21 protein-coding genes and 1 other RNA gene are annotated in these 20,932 nt (G+C 63.4%); 19 read left to right on the plus strand and 3 right to left on the minus strand.

Annotated features, from left to right (window positions below):
• A partial coding sequence (locus ACR65K_RS03305; protein ID WP_440151322.1) for a GH25 family lysozyme occupies positions 1-1,160 on the minus strand: 1,160 nt, incomplete at its 3' end.
• 4 nt (positions 1,161-1,164) lie between these two features.
• On the opposite strand from ACR65K_RS03305, the gene ACR65K_RS03310 reads away from it, so the two are divergent.
• The 17 genes from ACR65K_RS03310 (at position 1,165) to ACR65K_RS03390 (ending at position 17,260) form a co-directional block, all read left to right on the plus strand.
• Positions 1,165-1,548 carry a hypothetical protein gene (locus tag ACR65K_RS03310; protein ID WP_440151323.1) on the plus strand — a complete coding sequence of 128 codons (384 nt, stop codon included), beginning with the start codon at positions 1,165-1,167 and terminating at the stop codon, positions 1,546-1,548.
• A 347-nt stretch (positions 1,549-1,895) separates the two neighbouring features.
• Positions 1,896-3,119, plus strand: coding sequence for a TadA family conjugal transfer-associated ATPase (locus ACR65K_RS03315; RefSeq protein WP_056334912.1), 1,224 nt, complete (start codon positions 1,896-1,898; stop codon positions 3,117-3,119).
• Positions 3,116-3,973, plus strand: a complete 858-nt coding sequence (locus ACR65K_RS03320) for a type II secretion system F family protein (RefSeq protein ID WP_440151324.1) — start codon at positions 3,116-3,118, stop codon at positions 3,971-3,973. The genes ACR65K_RS03315 and ACR65K_RS03320 overlap by 4 nt, the downstream gene beginning before the upstream one ends.
• Positions 3,970-4,911 carry a type II secretion system F family protein gene (locus ACR65K_RS03325; protein WP_440151325.1) on the plus strand — a complete coding sequence of 314 codons (942 nt, stop codon included), beginning with the start codon at positions 3,970-3,972 and terminating at the stop codon, positions 4,909-4,911. Before ACR65K_RS03320 ends, ACR65K_RS03325 begins: the two co-directional genes overlap by 4 nt.
• Positions 4,912-4,985: 74 nt before the next feature.
• The gene (locus tag ACR65K_RS03330; protein WP_056334916.1) at positions 4,986-5,273 is read left to right on the plus strand and encodes a hypothetical protein; all 288 of its coding nucleotides are present in this window, start codon (positions 4,986-4,988) and stop codon (positions 5,271-5,273) included.
• A 3-nt stretch (positions 5,274-5,276) separates the two neighbouring features.
• On the plus strand, positions 5,277-5,690 hold the full coding sequence (locus tag ACR65K_RS03335) for a TadE family protein (protein ID WP_440151326.1): 414 nt from the start codon (positions 5,277-5,279) through the stop codon (positions 5,688-5,690).
• A 175-nt stretch (positions 5,691-5,865) separates the two neighbouring features.
• Positions 5,866-6,294, plus strand: a complete 429-nt coding sequence (locus ACR65K_RS03340) for a hypothetical protein (RefSeq protein ID WP_440151327.1) — start codon at positions 5,866-5,868, stop codon at positions 6,292-6,294.
• Entirely contained in the window at positions 6,291-6,737 is a 447-nt protein-coding gene (locus ACR65K_RS03345; protein WP_235565176.1) for a pilus assembly protein TadG-related protein, read from the plus strand. Before ACR65K_RS03340 ends, ACR65K_RS03345 begins: the two co-directional genes overlap by 4 nt.
• Positions 6,738-6,865: 128 nt before the next feature.
• Complete coding sequence (prfB, locus tag ACR65K_RS03350) at positions 6,866-7,981, plus strand: peptide chain release factor 2 (RefSeq protein ID WP_440151328.1); 1,116 nt, start codon at positions 6,866-6,868, stop codon at positions 7,979-7,981.
• A 186-nt stretch (positions 7,982-8,167) separates the two neighbouring features.
• Positions 8,168-8,956 carry a cell division ATP-binding protein FtsE gene (ftsE, locus tag ACR65K_RS03355; protein ID WP_056334926.1) on the plus strand — a complete coding sequence of 263 codons (789 nt, stop codon included), beginning with the start codon at positions 8,168-8,170 and terminating at the stop codon, positions 8,954-8,956.
• Entirely contained in the window at positions 8,953-9,867 is a 915-nt protein-coding gene (ftsX, locus tag ACR65K_RS03360; protein ID WP_056334929.1) for a permease-like cell division protein FtsX, read from the plus strand. Before ftsE ends, ftsX begins: the two co-directional genes overlap by 4 nt.
• Before the next feature lie 27 nt (positions 9,868-9,894).
• Positions 9,895-11,325, plus strand: coding sequence for a M23 family metallopeptidase (locus ACR65K_RS03365; protein WP_156386186.1), 1,431 nt, complete (start codon positions 9,895-9,897; stop codon positions 11,323-11,325).
• A gap of 84 nt (positions 11,326-11,409) precedes the next feature.
• Positions 11,410-11,883: an SsrA-binding protein SmpB gene (gene smpB / locus ACR65K_RS03370; RefSeq protein WP_043453530.1), complete on the plus strand. Its 474-nt coding sequence runs from the start codon at positions 11,410-11,412 to the stop codon at positions 11,881-11,883.
• A gap of 73 nt (positions 11,884-11,956) precedes the next feature.
• Positions 11,957-12,325, plus strand: a transfer-messenger RNA (tmRNA) gene (gene ssrA, locus ACR65K_RS03375).
• Positions 12,326-12,536: 211 nt separating this feature from the next.
• Positions 12,537-13,001, plus strand: a complete 465-nt coding sequence (locus tag ACR65K_RS03380; RefSeq protein WP_440151329.1) for a pyridoxamine 5'-phosphate oxidase family protein — start codon at positions 12,537-12,539, stop codon at positions 12,999-13,001.
• A 57-nt stretch (positions 13,002-13,058) separates the two neighbouring features.
• Entirely contained in the window at positions 13,059-16,238 is a 3,180-nt protein-coding gene (locus ACR65K_RS03385) for an HAD-IA family hydrolase (protein WP_440151330.1), read from the plus strand.
• Positions 16,235-17,260: an ATP-dependent 6-phosphofructokinase gene (locus tag ACR65K_RS03390; RefSeq protein WP_440151331.1), complete on the plus strand. Its 1,026-nt coding sequence runs from the start codon at positions 16,235-16,237 to the stop codon at positions 17,258-17,260. Before ACR65K_RS03385 ends, ACR65K_RS03390 begins: the two co-directional genes overlap by 4 nt.
• Positions 17,261-17,268: 8 nt before the next feature.
• Here the strand turns inward: ACR65K_RS03390 and ACR65K_RS03395 are convergent, their stop codons facing one another.
• Together ACR65K_RS03395 and ACR65K_RS03400 are read right to left on the minus strand one after the other, a co-directional pair.
• Positions 17,269-18,279, minus strand: coding sequence for a zinc-dependent alcohol dehydrogenase family protein (locus ACR65K_RS03395; protein WP_440151332.1), 1,011 nt, complete (start codon positions 18,277-18,279; stop codon positions 17,269-17,271).
• A gap of 22 nt (positions 18,280-18,301) precedes the next feature.
• Positions 18,302-18,772 carry a pyridoxamine 5'-phosphate oxidase family protein gene (locus ACR65K_RS03400; RefSeq protein ID WP_440151333.1) on the minus strand — a complete coding sequence of 157 codons (471 nt, stop codon included), beginning with the start codon at positions 18,770-18,772 and terminating at the stop codon, positions 18,302-18,304.
• Between the two features lie 163 nt (positions 18,773-18,935).
• Here ACR65K_RS03400 and ACR65K_RS03405 point away from each other — a divergent pair, with 163 nt between their 5' ends.
• Together ACR65K_RS03405 and ACR65K_RS03410 are read left to right on the plus strand one after the other, a co-directional pair.
• On the plus strand, positions 18,936-19,844 hold the full coding sequence (locus tag ACR65K_RS03405; protein ID WP_440151334.1) for a hypothetical protein: 909 nt from the start codon (positions 18,936-18,938) through the stop codon (positions 19,842-19,844).
• 12 nt (positions 19,845-19,856) lie between these two features.
• Positions 19,857-20,912 carry a zinc-dependent alcohol dehydrogenase family protein gene (locus ACR65K_RS03410; protein WP_440151335.1) on the plus strand — a complete coding sequence of 352 codons (1,056 nt, stop codon included), beginning with the start codon at positions 19,857-19,859 and terminating at the stop codon, positions 20,910-20,912.
• Positions 20,913-20,932: the final 20 nt, after the last annotated feature.

Here is a 20,932-nt window from a genome sequence, read left to right on the forward strand (position 1 = left end):
CCTGTTGCGGTGGACCAGAGGATGGCTCCGTTTTGGAAGTTCTGGTAGCAGCCGCCGTCTTTGAGGCCGCATGTTTGGTCGGAGGTGGGGTAGCCGAGGGTGCCGCGCTCGAAGCCGGTGGTTTTCCAGGCTTCGCGGATGGGCCCGGTGGGTGAGACGTGGGCGCCTGTTGCGGTGGACCAGAGGATGGCTCCGTTTTGGAAGTTCTGGTAGCAGCCGCCGTCTTTGAGGCCGCATGTTTGATCGGAGGTGGGGTAGCCCAGGGTGCCCCCCTCGAAGCCGGTGGCTTTCCAGGCCTCACGGATGAGCCCATTTGGAGAAGCTTGGGCTCCCGTCGCAGTGGACCAGATTATGGCGCCATTCTCAAAGTCTTGGTAGCAACCCCCGTCCCGCAAGCCACAAACAATTGAGCTTATTTGCGCGCCAAGTTCCGGCGTACGGGCACGGGCGTCAGCAATAGCTTGACTTGCAGCCGACGGAACTACGACCGAAGCGAAAGCCTTGAGGCCGGCGTAATCCCCGTTCCAGACGTTCGAGTCACCGGCGAAGGGGCCGGTGCTGCTGTACTGCCAAATGCTGTACGTGCCCCAGCTTCCCGTGGGAATGGCGCCGGCGTCATTGGTGGCCGAGTAGGGGTATGCAGCGACCCAAAGCGGATAGTCCCCGAAACCAGCAGGATTGCCCAAGCACTGGTTCCACCAATTCGTATTTGTATAGATCACCGGCAACCTGCCAGTGAGTGACCTCATGGTGTTGCCAAAGTCCTGAACCCATGATGTCAGCTGCCCTGGGGACATGCCGTAGCAGGTGTTACCAAAGTAGAAGCCGTTAATGGTCCGACCCTCGTACGGGTTGAACTCAAAGTCGAGAACCGGGGGCATGGTGTACCCGTCCGCAGACCAGCCACCGCCGTTATTCACGAAGTAGCGCGCCTGGTCGGAGCCCGAGGACCAGTTGGGAATCGCGAAGTGGTATGCGCCCCGCACCATGCCAACGTTTCGTGCCCCCTGATATTGGGAGCCGAACAGGTCATTGGTGAAGTAGTTTCCTTCGGAAGCCTTCACGTAGGCGAATCTTGCACCCATGTTCCACTGCTGCTGCCAGTCGACGCTGGTCTGGTGTCCGCTGACATCGAGTCCCTGGACACCAAAGGAAGGCATCCACGTGCCTTCGGTCCCCAGCGACTCCGCGCTAAGCTTCTTCACAGTGCCAGACGGGGATGACGAGGTCACTCGCTTTGACCTCTGTCCCATTTCCGCTCCACCCGGACCAATGGCTTGGGACATCGACTCGGGAGTGGCCGAAGCAGACGGACTGGCTTCAATGGACGGCTGCGGCGCCGTTGCGGTTGTTGGCGAGGCTTCTGAAGTTGTCTGCGGCGAAGAAGGCGCCGGCGTTGTTTGTGGCGACGTGGCGGCCGTCTGGGACGGTGTGGGCGTGGGACTGGGCTCTAAAGCGGAAGCTGCTCCGGTGAGACCAGGGCCAGTCAGCAATGAGACGGCCAGCAAGCCGGCCCCAAGGGACATCATGATTGGCCGACGGGACTGAGACAGGTTCCGCTTCATATGTGCTCCGGAGACAATGTGGCGCTCCCCCGAGCGCCTCTTTGGATACTGCTCAGGTGGTTTCCCCCAGGAAGACACCTGATAGTGCTATTTCGATAAATAACGCGCTCACCTTAGCACCGCTGTTACTGGTGGAACTAGTGATTCTCATGTTACTTATGTGAATACTGCGCTCCTCCAAGCAGAATCTTGAGGCTCTCCTGAGGAGAATCTTGAGGGTGGATAGTTGTCCACAGGAGCGTCGAATGACTTGTTGTGGCTGGACCTGCTCTTTAGGCTTTACCCAGTCGCACTGCCTCTGCCGGGGGCGGCAGTTGTATGGGGGAACATATGGACGCGCTGGGAATTGTCGAGGACGAGGTCCGTGAGCTCATCCGCCGGCGCGGACTGGATCCGCTCAGGCAAGCCGGAGAGGTTCGAAGGCTGGTGGAAGCAGCCGTCACTGACTATGACGAGCGTGCTCTGATGGGGCCTCTTCCGCCTCTTGGCCCGCTGGACGCAGCCCGCAGGTTCCTGTTCGATGCCGTCGCGGGCTTTGGGGTGCTCCAGCCACTGCTCGACGATCCGTCGATCGAAGAGATTTGGTTCAATGCCCCAAATGAAATTTATGTGGCACGCAACGGCGAGTCAGAGCTGACATCGTTGAGCCTCTCCGAGCAGCAGGTTCGCGACTTGGTCGAACGCATGCTGAAAAGCTCCGGCCGGCGGTTGGATATGTCGTCTCCGTTTGTGGATGCTGCCCTGCCTGATGGGTCAAGGCTCCACGTCGTCATCCCCGATGTGACCCGCCGCCACTGGGCCGTCAATATAAGAAAGTTCGTGGTGAAAGCCAGCCGCCTGGAACACCTGGTCGAGCTGGGGACGCTGACGCCACAGTCGGCGCGATTTCTCGGCGCAGCGGTGTCCAGCGGCCTGAACATCCTTGTGTCAGGAGCGACGCAGGCAGGCAAGACGACCATGCTGAACTGCCTGGCCGCCAGCATCGGAAGCCGGGAGCGTGTCATCACTGTCGAGGAAATCTTTGAGCTGCAGTTTCCGCTCCGGGACGTGGTGGGGTTGCAGTGCAGGCAACCAAACCTCGAAGGTGAGGGCGAAATTCCACTCCGTCGCCTGGTGAAGGAAGCCTTGCGGATGCGCCCGGATCGACTGGTTGTGGGGGAAGTGCGGGAAGCTGAGAGCCTGGACATGCTGATCGCACTTAACAGTGGACTTCCTGGGATGTGCACCGTCCATGCGAACTCGGCCCATGATGCTGTCACCAAAATCTGTACATTGCCGCTGCTGGCGGGGGAGAACATCTCCAGTGCGTTCGTTGTCCCCACCGTTGCATCCTGCATAGACCTGGTGGTGCACTGCAGCAGGAACGCCGACGGGCGGCGACAAGTGACTCAGATTCTGTCGCTGGGCCGACGCGTGGAAAATGGCATCATCGAGTCGTCAATGATCTTCGCTTTGGAGAATGGAGTCCTGCAGCCTCGTGCCAATGCCATGCCGGCGGCGGAAAAGTTCTCGCGGGCAGGATACGACGTCGCTGCACTGCTGGATCCGCGATGATCCCGGCGCTGGTGGGGGCGGCGTTGGGGGTGGGTTTCTTCCTGATCTGGTGGTCCTGCTGGGAAAGGCCGGACCACGGTGTCCGCAAGCGGAAGCCCAGCCGGCTGACTGACCTGCTCGCGGCTGCCGGGGTCGATAAGGTCTCAGCGCGCGGCCTGGCGGGCACGTGCCTGGGGCTGGGAATTTTCGTGGCAATCATCTTCTATGGCCTCAGCCGTTCGTGGCCGATTGCCGCCTGCTTTGGGCTTTTCGGCGCCTGGCTGCCAATCACCATCCTCCGGTGGCGGGCCAAAAAGAGAACGGCCATGCTGCGCCAGCTTTGGCCTGACGTCGTTGATCACCTCCGATCGGCAATCCGTGCCGGCCTGCCGCTGCCTGAGGCCCTCATTCAACTTGGAGACAAGGGGCCTGAGGAACTGCGGCCCACCTTTCGTGAGTTCGGCGCTGACTACCGTGCCGGCGGCCAGTTCGATGGCTCCCTCAACAAACTGAAGCAGCGGCTGGCCGATCCCGTGGCTGACCGGATTGTCGAAGCGCTCCGGCTGACCCGCGAAGTGGGCGGCTCAGACCTGGGGAAGCTCCTGGGCACACTGGCCGAGTTCCTGCGGGAAAACGCCCGGACGCGCAGTGAACTGGAAGCCCGTCAGTCCTGGACCATTAATGCCGCCCGGCTTGCCGTCGCAGCACCCTGGATCGTGATGATCCTGCTCGCCACCAGGCCGGAGGCGATCCAGGCCTACAACACGCCGATGGGTGCAGCAGTCCTGCTCGGCGGTCTGGTTGTCTCGCTCATTTGCTACACCGTCATGCTGAAGATCGGGGCCTTGCCACAGGACGAAAGGGTACTCCGGTGATCATCGTTCCGCCTTCAGCAGTACTTTGCGGTATCGGCCTTGGCTTGGGATTGTGGCTTGTGATCTTCCGGTCACCGCCAATGCGGGCCATGACCCTCTCTGAACGCATCGAGCCGCAACTGAAGTCGCAGAACCTGGAGTCGCGGCTCCTCCGTGCAGGCGAGCAGAACCTGACACCTTTCGGCCCGCTGGAACGGATTCTCCGCCCTGTCTTCCGGGACTGGCTCTCCGCATTGGGGAAACTCAACCCCTCGCCCGGGGCCACCGGGCGCCGATTGGTCCAGGCAGGGATCAACAAGTCGTCAATCGACTTCCGTGCGGAACAGCTGCTCTGGGCCGCTGCCGGTTTTGCCCTATCGTTGGCCCTCATCTTCATCGGAGCCGCAGCCGGGAGGTTCAATCCGCTCCTGGCAGCTGCGGTAATCGCCGGCAGTGCTGCAGCAGGTTTTGTGCTGCGGGACTACTGGCTTGGAGCCCAGGTGCGCAGGCGGGAAGCACGGATGATGGCGGAGTTTCCCAGCCTCGCCGAACTGATGGCGCTGGCGGTCGGGGCAGGGGAGAGCGCAACGGGCGCTTTGGATCGCGTTTGCAGGAGTGCCAACGGTGAGCTGTCAAAGGAGTTTTCAAAGATCCTCGCGGAGACGAGGGCAGGCAAACCCCTGGTCTTGGCCTTGCAGGAGTTCTCTGCCCGCACCGACCTTGCCCCCTTGGTCCGGTTCGTTGACGGCATCATCGTTGCAGTGGAAAGAGGAACGCCCCTCGCAGACGTGCTCCGCGCGCAGGCACAGGACGTCCGCGATTCGGCCAAACGGGACCTCATGGAAGCTGCAGGAAAAAAGGAAATCGCGATGATGGTGCCTCTGGTTTTCGGAGTGCTTCCCCTCACCGTTGTGTTTGCTGTCTTCCCCGGCCTCGCTGCCATCAACCTGGGTTTCTGATGAGGAAACAACCCGAAGCCCGCATCCACCGCAACTACTAAAAGCCACTCCAGGAACCAGGAATAGGACGCAAGATGCAAAACATGGGAACCCGCTGTCTGCTGCTGCTTCTTGGCCTTACGGCCACACTGCAGCTAAAGGTGCCCCGCCCGGCCAGGGCGGGTCGACGTACAGGCTGGCATGTCAATGAAGGCCTCCAGCCGCGTCAGGCAAGCACAATCGATAATCCGGAGCGCGGTGACGTGCCGGGATGGGTGATGATAACCCTGATGTCCGCCGTCCTGGTTGCAGCCCTCCTGGCGCTCGCTGGCCCCGCTTTGGAAGCGATGTTCAACCAGGCAATGGACAAGGTTGGAAACTGAGCCGTGGTGATCTCCGCTCACGGGCCGGTGCAGCCGGAGCTGTCCCGGCCGGGGGAGCGGGGTTCAGCTGTGGTGGACTTTGTCCTGGTTGGCGGGTTGCTGACCATGTTCTTCCTTGCGATCATCCAGCTGACCCTGGTTCTGCACGTCCGGAACACACTCATCGATGCTGCGGCCTCTGGTGCACGGTACGGGACACTCGCTGACCGTAATGCCTCGGATGCGCAGGCACGGACCCGCAGCCTAATCGGCATGGCACTGAACGAGGGGTTTGCCGAACAGATCAGTGCGCAGGAAGTAACGGTCCAAGGCATGCGCACTTTGGAGGTAACCGTCCGGTCTCCAATGCCGGTTATCGGGTTCATTGGCCCACGGGACATGCTGGAGGTGAAAGGGCATGCGGCTGTTCAGCCCTGAGCCGCTCAGCGCCCGCCCATTGCCACGCTCCCATGGCCAGTCCGGTTCCAATGCCTTCCCGTTCCGCACCCGCCTGGCAGAAGCATTCTGCAGGGAGGGTCCCGGGGGCGCACGTAAGGGTGACACGATCAATTTCCCCAGGCATGACCACCGGGAGCACGCGGAGCCGGGTTTCGTGTTTGAGTGCCAAGAGTGCAGCCATGAGGATGGAAGTGCAGTCGTCGAATTCACGTTCCTTGCACTCCTGCTGATGGTTCCGCTGGTGTACTTCGTCATCACCGTCGGCCAAATTCAAGGCGGTTCTTTCGCCGTGGTGGGCGCCGCCGACCAGGCTGCCAAGGTCTTTGTGGCACAGCCCGATGCCCCCACCGCCCAGGCAGCTGCTGAGCGGGCAGTGGCCCTTGCCCTCTCCGACTTCGGGCACCCTGCAGCAAGGGCCCACATGACCACCAGCTGCAACCCGGCTGACTGCCAGGCTGCCGGGACAACGGTAACGGTGACCGTCAGGCTGAACGTTCCGCTGCCGTTCATACCATTCGTGGATGGATTGTCCGCCACGGAGGTCGAGGCGTCCTCCACGCAACTGGTGGGGAGGTACCGGTGAATCGTGGGGAACCGGATGAGAACGGCCAGGTGATGGTAATGATCCTCGGCTACATCGTCCTGGCACTCTTGGTGGCGACAGTCGTCATCGGAATATCTGCTGTCTACCTCGAGCACAAGCGCCTGTTGTCCCTGGCGGACGGCGCCTCCCTGGCGGCGGCCGACAGCTACACCCTGGGTGAAGTCATGTCACAGGGCGGAAGCCCCTCGGCTGTCCTTAGTCCCGCCCGCGTCCGCAATGTCGCTGCCGATTTCGTCGCAAGAAGTCCTGCCTCGGAGCGTTTCTCCAGTCTTGCCGTCACTGGGGCAACGGGCACGCCGGACGGGTCCACCGCCGTCGTGGTCCTCACTGCAGCCGTGCACCCGCCTGTGGTGAACTTCCTCGTTCCGGACGGTATCCGGATCGAGGCGACGTCCACGGCGCGTTCGCGCCTGACCCGCTGAGTCGAGCACCCCGCCGGGTCAAGCACATGCGTTGAGCATGGCACTGAGACAGGCACGGTGCGGGGCCATGGGGCGTGCACGCCTCCCACGCGTGGCCGTATCCGCCAATAGCGTAGGCTTAAACCACCATGGCCAATATTGATTTTTCCGCTGAAATCCGCGCGCTGCGCGCCACGTACGAGTCCATTGAACGCGTCAGCGACGTGGAGACACTCAAGGAAGACATCGCCGAACTCAGCGAGCGGGCAGGGGAGCCGGACCTCTGGGACGATCCCTCGGCCGCACAGAAAATCACCTCCCGGCTTTCCCACCGCCAGTCCGAACTCGAACGCCTCACCAACCTGGCGTCCAGGATTGACGATCTCGAAGTCCTGGTGGAGCTTGGGCAGGACGAGGACGACGCCGACTCCATTGGGGAGGCCGCGGCTGAACTCGAATCCATTAAGAAGGCCCTCAAGGACCTGGAAGTGGTCACGCTGCTGTCCGGCGAATACGACGAACGCGAAGCCGTCGTCTCCATCCGCGCCGGTGCGGGAGGTGTGGACGCTGCTGACTTTGCCGAGATGCTGATGCGCATGTACCTCCGGTGGGCGGAACGCCACGGGTACCCCACAACGGTCATGGACACCTCCTACGCGGAGGAAGCCGGACTCAAATCGGCCACCTTCGAGGTGAAGGCTCCTTATGCGTACGGCACCCTGAGCGTGGAAGCCGGAACCCACCGCCTTGTCCGGATCAGCCCGTTCGATAATCAGGGCCGCCGCCAAACGTCCTTCGCTGCCGTTGAGGTCATCCCCCTGATCGAGCAGACGGACTCCATCGACATCCCGGATAACGAAATCCGGGTGGATGTGTTCCGTTCGTCCGGCCCGGGCGGCCAGTCGGTCAACACCACGGACTCCGCCGTCCGCTTGACCCACATTCCCACCGGCACCGTGGTGTCGATGCAGAACGAGAAATCACAGCTGCAGAACCGCGCCGCCGCCATGCGCGTGCTGCAGTCGCGGCTCCTGCTGTTGAAGAAGGAGCAGGAGGATGCGGAGAAGAAGGCGCTGGCCGGCGATGTCAAAGCATCGTGGGGTGACCAGATGCGCTCCTACGTCCTGAACCCTTACCAGATGGTCAAGGACCTGCGCACGGAACACGAAGTGGGCAATACGTCGGCAGTGTTCGACGGCGAAATCGACGACTTCATCGACGCCGGCATCCGCTGGCGTACTGACAACCGCAACGCCGACAAGTAACCCGACAGGCCGGCAGGCCGCTGGCTGATCCGGCGACACGCCCCCGAAAGCAGGCCCAACCGCCGGGCATCCTGCGTATAGTCGAGGGGCCGGGGCCCTACTTTCCCCAAACGAAAACCCGTGCACCGGCTGCAGAACTGGGCTGCATCACATGAATCAGCCATGCCCTGCAGGGTACTTAGGGCCATGATCCGATTCGAAAATGTCACCAAGGTTTACGACCAGAAAGCCCGCCCGGCGCTGGACTCCATCAACCTTGAGATTGACCGCGGCGAATTCGCCTTCCTCGTGGGCGCATCCGGCTCCGGAAAATCCACCTTCCTCCGCCTTGTGCTGAAGGAAGACCGCGCCACGTCCGGCGCAGTGTACGTCGCCGGCCAGAATGTCGCCAAGATCTCCAGCTGGCGGGTTCCGCGGCTCCGTCGGGGGATAGGCGTCGTCTTCCAGGACTTCCGCCTCCTGCCTCAAAAGAACGTGTTCGCCAACGTAGCCTTCGCCATGCAGGTCATCGGCAAGAGCCGGAGCGTCATCCGCGACACGGTCCCGGAAGTCCTCAAGACCGTGGGCCTGGAAGGCAAGGAACACCGCATGCCGCACGAGCTCTCCGGCGGTGAGCAGCAGCGCGTGGCGATCGCCCGTGCCGTGGTCAACCGGCCCGGGATCCTCCTCGCCGACGAACCCACCGGAAACCTGGACCCCACCACGTCCATGGGCATCATGGGGGTGCTGGACAAGATCAACCAGAACGGAACCACCGTGGTGATGGCCACGCACGACGACGACATCGTCAACGAGATGCGCAAGCGGGTGGTTGAGCTCAGGAACGGCGTGGTGATCCGCGACGAAGCCAAGGCCTTGTACACGTCGATGATCCCCGTCGTCGGCCAGTCCAGGCGGCTGAAGGACGCCAGCGGCAGGGAAGCGCCCGACGGCGGCCTGCCGGGCAACGGCGCTGAAGGCGAGGCCCAGCGGTGAGGCTCGCATTCATCCTTTCGGAGATCGGCAGCGGCCTGCGCCGCAACCTTTCCATGGTGGTCTCGGTCATCCTGGTGACGTTCGTGTCCCTCACCTTCGTGGGCGCGGCCGGGATGCTGCAGATGCAGATCAACCAGATGAAGGGCTACTGGTACGACAAGGTCCAGGTTGCCATCTTCCTGTGCAGTGAAGGTTCGACGGCGCCCGGTTGCGCTTCCGGGCCGGTCACCCCTGAGCAGCAACAGGGCCTGAACGCCCTCCTTGAATCTCCGGCAGTGGCGCAGTACATCAACGACTTCCAGTTCGAGTCCAAGGATGAGGCCTACAAGCACTTCAAGGACCAGTTTTCGAACTCGCCCATCGTTGATTCCGTGACGCCGGACCAGTTGCCGGCATCATTCCGGATTAACATGAAGGACCCGGAGAAGTACCAGATCATCAGCGAGACGTTCTCCTCGCAGCCTGGTGTGGAGACGGTAATTGATCAGCGCCAGCTCCTCGAACGCCTCTTCTCGGTAATGAACGGGGCCTCCCTGGTGGCGGTCGGCATCGCCGGTGTCATGATCGTCTGCGCCATCCTGCTGATTGCCACCACCATCAGGCTCTCCGCGTTCAGCAGGCGCCGCGAGACCGGGATCATGCGTCTGGTCGGTGCCTCGAAGACCGTGATCCAGCTGCCGTTCATCCTGGAAGGCGTCATAGCGGCCGTCATCGGTGCTGCCCTCGCCTCGGGCACCCTGTGGGCAGTAGCGCACTTCTTCCTGGGCGACTACATGTCCCGTCAGTACCCCGATACAGCCTTCATCTCGTCCGGCCAGACCTTGATCCTCGTGCCGGCGCTGCTGATCCTTGGCGGATCCTTGGCAGGAATTTCGTCTCTCTTGACCTTACGCAGATATTTGCGCGTTTAGGCTGTGCACACCGACCAAGGAATGCCCATGAACCTGACTGATCACAACTTGCCCCGCCCCCGGCGCAGCCGAGGGCGGTCTGCTGCCCGCCGTTTGGGCATCGTCAGCGGCGTGCTCACCGTCATCCTTTCGGCCGGGATGGCCCTTGCCACTCCAGTCGCGTTCGCAGACGACCTCGAAGACCGCCAGGCCGCGCTCGAGGCTGAAGCTGCCCGCGTCCAGGCGTCCCTTGAGTTCGTCGATTCCCGGATCGCAAAGGCCGCCGGCGACCTGGTGATCTATCAGGGCCAACTGCCCGGCGCCCAGCAGGCACTCCTGGAGGCACAGGGGCGCGTAGCCGGCGCCGTCAAGGAAGTCGAAGCACTGTCGGCCCGCGTGGACATGGCCCAGCAGAACAAGGCCAAGATCACCCAGCAGCTGGAAACCGACAAGCAGAAGATCGCCGACACCAAGAAGCTGATCGGCCAGATTGCCACCCAGGCCTACAAATCCGGCGGTGTGCCCTCCAACCTGTCGCTCTTCTTCGGATCCAACAGCGGCAGCAGCCTGACCGAAACCATGGACCTCGCCGACCAGGCCATGCGCAGCCAGAATGCTGCGATGGACAAGCTCAGCCAGCAGAATGCCACCAACGTCAACTCGCAGGCACGGCTTCAGGCCGTGGAAGCAGAGATCAAGGACCTCAAGGCCAAGGCCGACGCCGCGCTGGAGCGGGAGAAGGCCGCACGCGACGAGGCCGCCGCCAAAAAGGCCCAGGTCGACCAGCTGATCGCGGATACCACGCGCCTCGACGCTGAGCTCCAGGCGGCCAAGCCCGGCATCCAGGCGCAACTGGCCGGTGTCCAGGCGAACCAGAACCAGGTGGCGAACGAAATCGCCGAACGTGACCGCAGGGCCCGCGAGGCGTGGGAAGCCGAACAGCGCAGACAGGCCGCGGCCGCGGCTGCTGCGGCGGCCGCTGCTGCAGCCGCCGCGAACCGCCCGGCACCGCCCGCCCCGCCGTACGTCCCGCCCGCTGCAGGATCGCCGTCGGCCTTTGGCCTCCGCCACCCCTTCGACGGCAGCATCTCCATCACCTCCGGTTTTGGGTACCGCACCACTCCGCCGGGAACCGTCGATTTCTACGGCACCGGCGGATACATGCACACCGGAATCGACTTTGGTGCCGCCTGCGGAACGCCCGTGTACGCTGCAGCTGCCGGTGAAGTCTTCAGCTCAGGCTGGAACTCCGCCGACGGCGGCGGCTGGCGCGTCAAGATTGACCACGGGGTGTCGCAGGGCAACACGCTCACCACCATCTACTACCACAACTCCAGCATCGTGGTCTCGAATGGGCAAAGAGTTTCCCAGGGCCAGCTCATTGCCTACTCCGGCAGCACCGGCAACTCAACGGGTTGCCACGCCCACTTCGAAACCTGGCTCAACGGGGCCGCGGTCGACCCCATGGGCCTGCTGTAGGGGCCGGGCACAGCTGCCGTAGACTGGTATAGCTCCGCGCCGCAGGCCCGGAGGCACCCGAACTGAAACCCGAGGAGTTTTCCCGTGCCTAAAGAAAGTGGCCGTAAGGTGGTGGCCACCAACCGCAAGGCCCGGCACGATTATCACGTGCTGGACACTTACGAGGCCGGCATCGCTCTGATGGGCACGGAAGTGAAGTCCCTGCGCGAGGGCCACGCCTCCATGGTGGACGGATTCTGTACGTTCTACAACGACGAGTTGTGGATGGAAGCCATCCACATTCCCGAGTACAACCAGGGCAGCTGGACCAACCACGCCGCCCGCCGCCGCCGGAAGCTGCTCCTGCACCGGGAAGAGCTGATCAAGATCTCCCGCAAGGTTCAGGAAGCCGGGTACACCATAGTGCCGCTCCAGCTTTATTTTGTGGACGGTCGCGCCAAGGTGGAAATCGCCGTTGCCCGCGGTAAGCGCGAGTACGACAAGCGCCAGACGCTGCGGGAGCAGCAGGACAACCGCGAAGCCCAGCGGGAGATGCGCGAGCGCAACCGGCGACGCTAGGAATTATTTCCGCAGGGCATGCGTTAGTATTGGTAGTCCGGCAGGCTTGCCAGCCGGTTTGGTAACAAAATACGGGGATGATCGGTTTCGACGGTGTTAGTCGCGACAGGTGAAGCGGGCCGAGGATGCAGAATTATCTCGTAAACGCTTTCTGCAAACCAATAAGTGCCGAATCTAAGCGCACTGACTTCGCTCTTGCTGCCTAAGCAGTAAGACAGTCCGTCAGCCCGGGGTTGCTATCGCCCCGGATCCTGGCGTCATTTAGATAGCCACTGCTGTTTGCTCCCGTCATCGGAGTAAACGGGACTTTTAGATGACTGGGCCCGGATCAGCCAGCTGTTTGCAGCATGGCTGGGGCCGAGAAAATCCGACGCAAACTGCGCCCGGAGAAGCCCTGACAACACGACATCGGACGGGGGTTCAATTCCCCCCATCTCCACCCTGGCGGTGAGTCGAGACATCCTTCACGGATGAGTCGAGTCATCGGTAGCACCCCGGTCTTCGGACCGGGGTGTTTTTTTGCCCTGAAACCAGGTGCCCTGCCGCACGAGCCCTGCCGCACGAGCGGTCCTGCCCCAGGGCAGCCCGTCCCACATACATGGCGGGCCTAAATCCTCTAGCGGGGGAGCGCGCATGTCATTACCTTCGACAGCATGCACAATGACCCGCCCCAAACGCCCACAGAAGTCCTAGATCCCGGAACGTGCTGGGACCTCCTGCGCAGCGTGTCGGTCGGCCACCTGGCAGTACTGGTGAACGGGTACCCGGAAGTCTTCCCGGTCAACTACAAGGTTGACCAGCAGTCCCTGGTCTTCCGCACAGGCGAAGGAACAAAACTGCGGGCAGCCGGGGGCCCACTCGCCGTCGCCCTGGAAGCCGACGGCCATGACGACGCCAGGGCTTGGAGCGTCCTGGTCAAAGGCAAGGCCGTCGTCCTGGAGCCCTCGGAGGAACTGCTGACCGGGGCCGCGCTGACGCTCTTTCCATGGCAAGCCGGTGAAAAGGACCATTACGTCCGGATCGAACCCACGTCAATAACCGGCAGGCGCTTCACCATCACCTCGCCCTTGACATGGTGGAACCACGTGGGGCGGGCATCCCATTCGGACACAGCCTAGCCGGCGCCGGGCCCTACGGCCCTGTCCGGAACGAGCGCTTGCTGGTACCACTGACCTATGATTGGGTCTCCCACCGCCGCTGCTGCCAGGCCACCCTTTGATGCCGTCATTTTCGACCTGGACGGGGTAGTCACCAATACGGCGCTGGTTCACCAGGCTGCCTGGAAAGACGCGTTCGACCGGATCCTCCATGATCCAAGGGTGCCCCCGGACGCCAACCGTGCCCCGCTCAGCAGGGCGGACTACCTCACCTTCATTGACGGCATGCCGCGCGAGGAGGGGGTGGTGCGGTTCCTGGCTGCTCGGGGAGTGCAGGTTGAAAAGGGACAGGAGACGGATGAAGCGGGCGCCTGGACCGGGTTCGGCCTGGGCGCATGGAAGAACGAGCTGTTCCTGCAACACCTGCGGGCCGACGGTGTCCAGAGCTACCCCGGGACACTGGAACTGCTGCAGAGGCTTCAAGGCGCTGCAGTGCCAACGGCTGTGGTCACCTCGAGCCGCAATGCGGGCGTGGTCCTGGAAGCGGCGGGCATCCAGGATCTGTTCCGGGCAGTGATGGACGGAACGACGGCGGCACGGCTGGGCCTGCGCGGAAAGCCGGCGCCGGACATCTTTCTTGAGGCCGCATCACGGCTGGGCGTGGCCCCATCGCATGCCGTGGTGATCGAGGATTCCACGGCAGGGGTTGAGGCAGCCCGGCACGGAGGCTTCGGCCTCGTGGTCGGGATCGACCGCACCGGAAACCGCCGGCAGCTGGAGGCTGCCGGCGCCGACACCGTCCTGAATGACGTGGGGGAGCTGGACCTGGGACAGGTCATCGGCAACGCATGGCACCTCGTCTATCAAGGCTTCGACGCCGCACACGAGGGCCATCGGGAGGCCCTTACCACCTTGGGCAACGGCTACATGGGCGTCCGGGGAGCCGCGCCCGAAGGCGGCAACTTCAGCTACGCGGGAATGTACCTCGCCGGCGTCTACAACCGTGTCCAGGTAAGGGCGGCCGGCGAGACGCTGCTGGAAGAGCACATGGTCAACGCACCCGACTGCCTCCCACTCGATCTGCGCCTGGCCGGCCAGCAGTGGTGGTCCGAAGGCGGTATGGGGCCGATCCGCGAACACCGGGTCCTTGACCTCAAACGGGCAGTGCTTGAGCGGCGCCTGCTGTTGGAGAGTGCCGATCACCGCCGGCTGGAAGTGGTGCAGACCCGCTTCGTTTCCATGGCCGAACCCCATCTGCTGGTCCTGGAGACGGTGATCACCGCCCTGGGCTGGAGCGGGGAGGTGGAGGTCCGCAGCGGGATCAACGCCGGCGTCCGCAACGCCAACCTGCCCGAACCTGCCCAAGGCTCCGACCTCCACCTGGCTGACAGGACATCCTCCCCACGATCCCTCCCGGAGCGAGTCCAGGACGATGCTTCCGTCGTCGAAGTGGAAACCACCCAAAGCCTCATCCGGATCGCCGCAGCGTATCGAACTTACGTTTCTGCGAATACAGCGGCAATTGAGGATGGCAGGAAAGGGGACTTCCATTTCCAAACCCTTCTGCTGCCGCTTGACGCCGGCACTGCGGTACGGATCACCAAGACGGTGGCAGTAGTGACGTCCCGTGACCGTGCCATCTCCTCGCCGGAGACGGGTGCCCGTGCTGTCCTGGAACGTACGGGTGGCGACTTCGACTTGCTGCTGGCGGCGCATGAGGAGGCCTGGCGGCGCGAGCTGCGTCCGTTCCTGGTGGAAATAGATGCCCCGGTCCAGGTTCGCCTGGTCCTGAACCTGCACATCTTCCATCTGCTTCAGACCTTGACACACCACACGGCCGAGCTGGACGCCGGCGTGACCGCGCGCGGACTCCACGGCGAGGGGTACCGTGGCCACGTCTTCTGGGATGAGCTGTTTGTCCTGCCGGTACTGACCTCAAGGACGCCCGAGGTTGCCAGGTCCGTGATCGAGTACAGGTGGCGGCGGCTTCCCGCCGCCCGGCATGCCGCGGCACTGGAAGGCTTGGCAGGGGCCAAGTTTCCTTGGCAAAGCGCCAGCGACGGAACCGAGGAAACGCCAAAATGGTTATACAACGACCGGTCCGGCAGATGGGTCAAGGACCACTCGCACCTTCAGGTCCACTCGGGACTGGCCGTCGCCTTCAATGCCTGGCAGTATTTCCAAGCCACCGGGAACAAGATCTGGCTCCTCCAAAGAGGGGCTGAACTCGTGATCGAGGTTGCCCGTTTCTTCCGTTCACTGGCGGACTACGACCAGCAAGGCGGCCGGTACCACCTGCGCGGCGTCGTGGGACCGGACGAGTACCATACCGGCTACCCCGGCAGCGACACGCCGGGGTTGGACGACAACGCCTACACCAATGTCATGGCGGCATGGGTCTGCTCCCAGGCGGGGGGAATCATGGGCTTCCTCCATGGCAGCGAGCGGGCCGGACTCATGGAACGCCTGGGAGTCACGGAAGAGGAAACCGCGGGATGGTCGCACATGGGAACGGCGATGTACGTCCCGTTTCATGATGACGGCGTCATCAGCCAGTTCGAGGGATACGGGGGGTTGAAGGAACTTGACTGGGAGCATTACCGGGACAGGTACGGCGACATCGAGCGGCTGGACCTCATCCTGGAAGCAGAGGATGACACCACCAACTGCTACAAGCTGGCAAAGCAGGCAGATGTCCTGATGCTCCCTTACCTGTTGGGCCACGAAGTGCTCGCCGCCACCCTTCAACGGCTGCAGTACGGCTTTACGCCTGAACAACTCAATAAAACCATCGAGTATTACCTGGCCAGGACCGCGCACGGGTCCACGCTGAGCAGGGTTGCCCACGCGTCCGTCCTTGCAGGCGTGGACGCGGACCGGGCGTGGGACAGCTTCCGCGAAGCGCTCGACGCCGATCTTGACGATACCCAGCACGGCACCACGCGCGCGGGTATCCATTTGGGCGCGATGGCAGGAACCATCGACGTGGTGCAGCGCAGCTTTGCTGGGCTGCGGTTCAGCGGCGACACCATCCTGTTCGCCCCCAACCTCCCCACCGGGCTGCGCGCCGTCGCTTTTGAGGTCCTCTACCGGGGGCACCGCCTCCGCGTGCACCTCAAGGGCGGGGACATGAGCATCGCCTCGGCCCCCGGCGACGCCGGGCCGATCAAGGTGCAGGTGCGTGGCCTCGATGAGGTCCTTCCTCCCGGCCAGACCCGGCATTTCCCGCTGCCTGCCTCGGAGGTGGTGGCGCCATGAAGCGGCTGGGGATACTTACCAGTGGTGGTGACTGCCCGGGGGTGAACGCCGTGATCCGGGGAGCGGTAGTGGGCGGGGACATTGCACATGGCTACGAATTCCTGGGGTTCAAGGACGGCTGGCGGGGCGTCCTGGAGCAGGATGTTTTTCCGCTGCCCCGGACGAGCGTCCGTGGGATCTCGCGCCTGGGCGGAACCATTCTGGGCACGTCCCGGACCAATCCGCTGGTGGATGGCGGCATCGAGGGCGTCCGTGCCTGTTTGCGGAACAACGAACTCGACGGCCTGATTGCCATTGGGGGAGAGGGCACACTGGCGGCGGCCCGGGAACTGTGCGCCCAGGGCATCAATGTGGTGGGAGTGCCCAAGACCATCGATAACGACCTCGGCGCCACGGACTACACTTTCGGCTTCGATTCAGCGGTCCAGACCGCCACCGAGGCCATTGACCGGCTGCGGACCACCGGTGAATCACATCACCGCTGCATGGTGGCCGAAGTGATGGGCCGCAACGCGGGCTGGATTGCACTGCATTCCGGGATGGCGTCGGGCGCGCACGCCATCCTGATACCTGAACATCCTGTGTCCTTGGACCAAATCTGTTCCTGGGTGCTGTCAGCCCGTGACCGTGGCAGGGCACCCATGGTGGTGGTGGCCGAGGCCTTTGCTCCCGAGGGGCACGCGGCACCTTACGCGCCCCGCGGCCTGGACACTTTCGGGCGGCCGCGCTTGGGAGGCATCGGACTGCTCCTGGAAGGAGAGCTGCAGATACGGACCGGCATCGAAACGCGGGCCACCGTCCTGGGCCACATCCAGCGCGGCGGCGAACCTACAGCCTTCGACCGTGTCCTTGCCACCCGGCTTGGCCTCGCCGCCGTCGAATCCGCCGCGGCGGGCAGATGGGGCACCATGGTGTCGCTGCGGGGCACGGACATCATCAACGTCGGCCTGGGGGAAGCGTTGGGCGAACTGAAGGTGGTCCCGGAAGCCCGTTACCAGGAGGCCGCCGTCCTGTTCGGGTGAGGCAGGAACTAGTGTTCCGGCCGGACCCGCAGGACCGCCGAACCGGTAATCCTGTCGGCAGCCAGGTCTTCCAGGGCCCGGTCCGCAGCCTCGAACGGGTACACCGTAGTTGTGAGCGCCAGGGAAAGCCTGGCCGCGAGGGCCAGGAATTCACGCCCGTCGGCCCGGGTATTGGCGGTGACGCTCAGCAGCTGCCGTTCGAAAAAGAGCTCCCTGCCGTAATTGAGGGCTGGGATGTCGGTCAGGTGGATTCCGGCGATGGCCAGGGTTCCACCACGGTCCAGGGCACGCAGCGCGGCCGGGACAAGGTCCCCCACCGGTGCAAAAAGAATGGCGGAGTCAAGCGGTACCGGCGGTTGGTCATACGCTTTCCCCACATAGTCCGCCCCCAACTCCACCGCGAGCCGCCGCGCACGTTCGGACCGGGTCATCACAAACACCGAGGCACCCTGTTTGAGCGCCAGCTGGGCAGTGATATGGGCCGAGCTGCCAAAGCCGTAGATACCCAGGCGGCCCCCTGCCGGGAGGGCGGCGCGCTTCAGTGCGCGGTAGCCGATGATGCCCGAACACAGCAGCGGCGCAGCCTGTTCGTCCGGGAATCCAGGAGGCAGCCGGTAGGCAAAGTCTTCCAAAACCGTCAAATATTCGGCATAGCCGCCATCCCGGTCCCAGCCCGTGAAGAGGGGCGTAAGGCATAGATTTTCGTCTCCGCGGCGGCAGTAGTCGCACCTGCCGCAGACGCCGCCAAGCCACGCGACGCCCACCCTGTCGCCGGTCCTGAAACGGGAGCAGTCAGCCCCTGTTTCAACAACGACGCCGACTGCCTCGTGCCCGGGTACGGTGTGCGGACGGTGCGGGCCCAGGTCTCCTTCTGCGAGATGGAGGTCCGTGCGGCAAACACCGCAAACAGTGACCTCCACCAGCAGTTCGCGGGCCGCAGGCGTGGGAGCGTCACGAAGCCCCTGAACCAGCGGGCGGGTGGAAATGGGGCCAGGCCCGTTTACCCACCAGGCACGCACAGTGCCTCCCGTCCGGGATGGTTTACTCGAAACCGGCGCGGGTTGCGTCATCCAGCGGGGTCTGCCACAGCAGCGGCGCGTCCACGCTGAAGCGCCTGCCCGTTATCGATTCGGGGGTGATGCGGATGAAGTGCTCCTGCCCCACGCCCTGCCACGGAAACAGCGCCCGCCGGACGTCATCCAGGTCAGCGCCGGTGGGCGTTGCCTCAGCTGCCGTCCCCTTAACCACGACGCTCCAGGCAAGGCCAAACTGGGAGCTGACCGCATCTGCTTCCAGGGCCACCGTGGCCTCCGACAGGAGGGCCTGGTGCTTGGTGCCCCCGCCGGTGCGGAACACCAGCGTCCGGCCGTCCACCTTGTAATTGACGGGAAAGACATCCGGATGGCCATCGGCGATGACGGCAAGGCGCCCCACCCCGCCTTGGGAAAGGAGGTTCCAGCACTCGTCCGCGTCAAGGATTTCCGGTACAGGCACGTTCGTTTTCTCAGTCATAGGGCACAGCGTAGGCAACTCTCCTGCCTCCGGTAAGGGCATAAAGGCCCGGCCTCAAAGGCCTGGCCGCAAAGGAAGGACCTATGGCCCTTGGGACCCGGCCCGGCTCAATGGGAGTCTGTGGGGAGGCAAGGAAACCCGGATCTTCCTGCGAAAGGTGGCCATGCTCACGCACTTGTTCGCCAGCCGCATGCTGTGGGCTGTTGCCGGTCTGCTGGCGCTGGCCGCAGCGGGGACCGGAATATGGCGGCCCGAAATCTACGATGGGGTGGTCGCCAGTGAATTGATCCCCGGTGCTTACTCCCAGGACCTGCTGTCCATGGCGGCCGGGATCGGATTGGTGTACCTGGCATGGGCCGCCAGGCCGGACAGGGCCAAACACCAGATCGTGGCCCTGGGACTGCTTGGCTATCTGTTCTACGCCTACGGAATCTATGTCATTGAGCGAACCTACAACGGCCTGTACCTGCTCTATATGGCCGTCTTCACCCTGTCGTTCTGGGCCATGGTCACTGCCGGGGCCACCATGGGCCGCGACGCGCCATCCGTCTCCCTTCCGCATGGGCTGGGGATCGTGTCGGCCGCCGGTGCCGTCCTTCAGCCGCTCATCTTCTACCCCCTCTGGATCGGGATGCTCCTGCCCTTGATGCGGAGCGGCGAGCAAATCGATTCCCTGTACTCGATCTTCATCCTGGACCTTTGCTTCATCATGCCCGCATTCCTGGTCCTGTCCCTCCTGACCTACCGGAAGCACCGTGCTGGGCTGCTGCTCCTGCCGGCCCTGTACGTCCTCGGCTTCACCCTCATCTTTTCGCTGGCGGTGGGTGAAATGGTCAAACCCCTGTTCGGCGCTGAGGGCAGCATGGCCGCCCTGCTGCCCGCACTTGGGCTCTCTGGGCTGTTCCTGGTGCTCGGAATCCTGCATCTGGCAAAACTGCAGGTGACACAGACACCCACAGCGGGTCCCGGTGTTCCACCGTCGGGCGGTACCCAGCCCGTCCGTCAGCAATCCGCCCGTCAACAAATCCCGCAGGCCGGCCGGCAATCAACGCCGAAGCCCTTTCCACAGTAAGGAAAAAACACCATGAAAGCTCTCGTCTACGGCGGACCCGGTGACAAGTCATGGACGGATGTTCCTGACCCCCGGATCCAGCAACCCGGCGACGTCATCGTCAAAGTCGACACCACCACGATCTGCGGCACAGACCTGCATATCCTCAAGGGCGACGTTCCCGCCGTCGAAAAGGGCCGGATCCTGGGCCACGAAGGAGTGGGAACGGTGGTGGAAACGGGTCCTTCCGTGACCGGGCTGAAGGTAAACGACCGCGTCATCATCTCGTGCATCAAGTCCTGCGGCCACTGTGCCAACTGCAAGGCCGGCCTCTACTCGCACTGCCTGGGAAGTGAGGGGCAGGAAGGCACCGGGTGGATCTTTGGACACCTGATCGACGGGACCCAGGCCGAATACGTCCGGGTTCCCTATGCCGAAAACTCTTTGCACCTGCTGCCTGCGGGGGTCAGCGACGAACAGGCCGTCATGCTTTCCGATATCCTTCCCACCGGATTCGAGATCGGCGTCCAGTACGGCCGGGTGAAGCCCGGCGATGCCGTTGCCGTGGTGGGCGCCGGTCCGGTTGGCCTGGCAGCGATCACCACCGCGGGACTGTACGGCGCGGCCACGATTGTGGCCGTCGACCTCGACGCCAACCGGCTGGAAAAGGCAAGGGAGTTCGGCGCCACGGACACGGTCCTTTCCGGCAGCAGCGACTGGAGGGAACAGGTCCTGGCCCTGACGGGCGGACGGGGTGTGGATGTGGCCATCGAGGCTGTCGGCGTCCCGGGAACATTTGCCATGTGCACCGACATCGTGCGGCCGGGCGGATCCGTAGCCAACGTTGGAGTGCGCGGAAAGCCGGTGGAGCTGCACCTGGAAAACCTCTGGATCCAGAACATCAATATCAGCATGGGGCTGGTGAATACCAACACCACCCCCATGCTGCTTAAGCTGGTGGCCCAGGGGAAGATCCGGGCGGAAAAATTCGCCACCCATCATTTTGGGTTCGACCAGTTCCTTGATGCCTACGACACGTTCTCCCGGGCCGCCGAAACCAAGGCGCTCAAGGTGATCCTCAAGGCCTGACGAGGCAGGCCCTGAGCAAA

Source organism: Arthrobacter sp. SAFR-179, from assembly GCF_059414945.1.

Bases quoted from the DNA above. Each gene is read 5' to 3' on its own strand.
- ACR65K_RS03315 (WP_056334912.1), top strand. From the start codon at position 1,896: ATGGACGCGCTGGGAATTGTCGAGGACGAGGTCCGTGAGCTCATCCGC.
- ACR65K_RS03320 (WP_440151324.1), top strand. From the start codon at position 3,116: ATGATCCCGGCGCTGGTGGGGGCGGCGTTGGGGGTGGGTTTCTTCCTG.
- ACR65K_RS03330 (WP_056334916.1), top strand. From the start codon at position 4,986: ATGCAAAACATGGGAACCCGCTGTCTGCTGCTGCTTCTTGGCCTTACG.
- prfB (WP_440151328.1), top strand. From the start codon at position 6,866: ATGGCCAATATTGATTTTTCCGCTGAAATCCGCGCGCTGCGCGCCACG.
- ftsE (WP_056334926.1), top strand. From the start codon at position 8,168: ATGATCCGATTCGAAAATGTCACCAAGGTTTACGACCAGAAAGCCCGC.
- ACR65K_RS03365 (WP_156386186.1), top strand. From the start codon at position 9,895: ATGAACCTGACTGATCACAACTTGCCCCGCCCCCGGCGCAGCCGAGGG.
- ACR65K_RS03380 (WP_440151329.1), top strand. From the start codon at position 12,537: ATGCACAATGACCCGCCCCAAACGCCCACAGAAGTCCTAGATCCCGGA.
- ACR65K_RS03385 (WP_440151330.1), top strand. From the start codon at position 13,059: ATGATTGGGTCTCCCACCGCCGCTGCTGCCAGGCCACCCTTTGATGCC.
- ACR65K_RS03390 (WP_440151331.1), top strand. From the start codon at position 16,235: ATGAAGCGGCTGGGGATACTTACCAGTGGTGGTGACTGCCCGGGGGTG.
- ACR65K_RS03400 (WP_440151333.1), bottom strand. From the start codon at position 18,772: ATGACTGAGAAAACGAACGTGCCTGTACCGGAAATCCTTGACGCGGAC.
- ACR65K_RS03405 (WP_440151334.1), top strand. From the start codon at position 18,936: ATGCTCACGCACTTGTTCGCCAGCCGCATGCTGTGGGCTGTTGCCGGT.
- ACR65K_RS03410 (WP_440151335.1), top strand. From the start codon at position 19,857: ATGAAAGCTCTCGTCTACGGCGGACCCGGTGACAAGTCATGGACGGAT.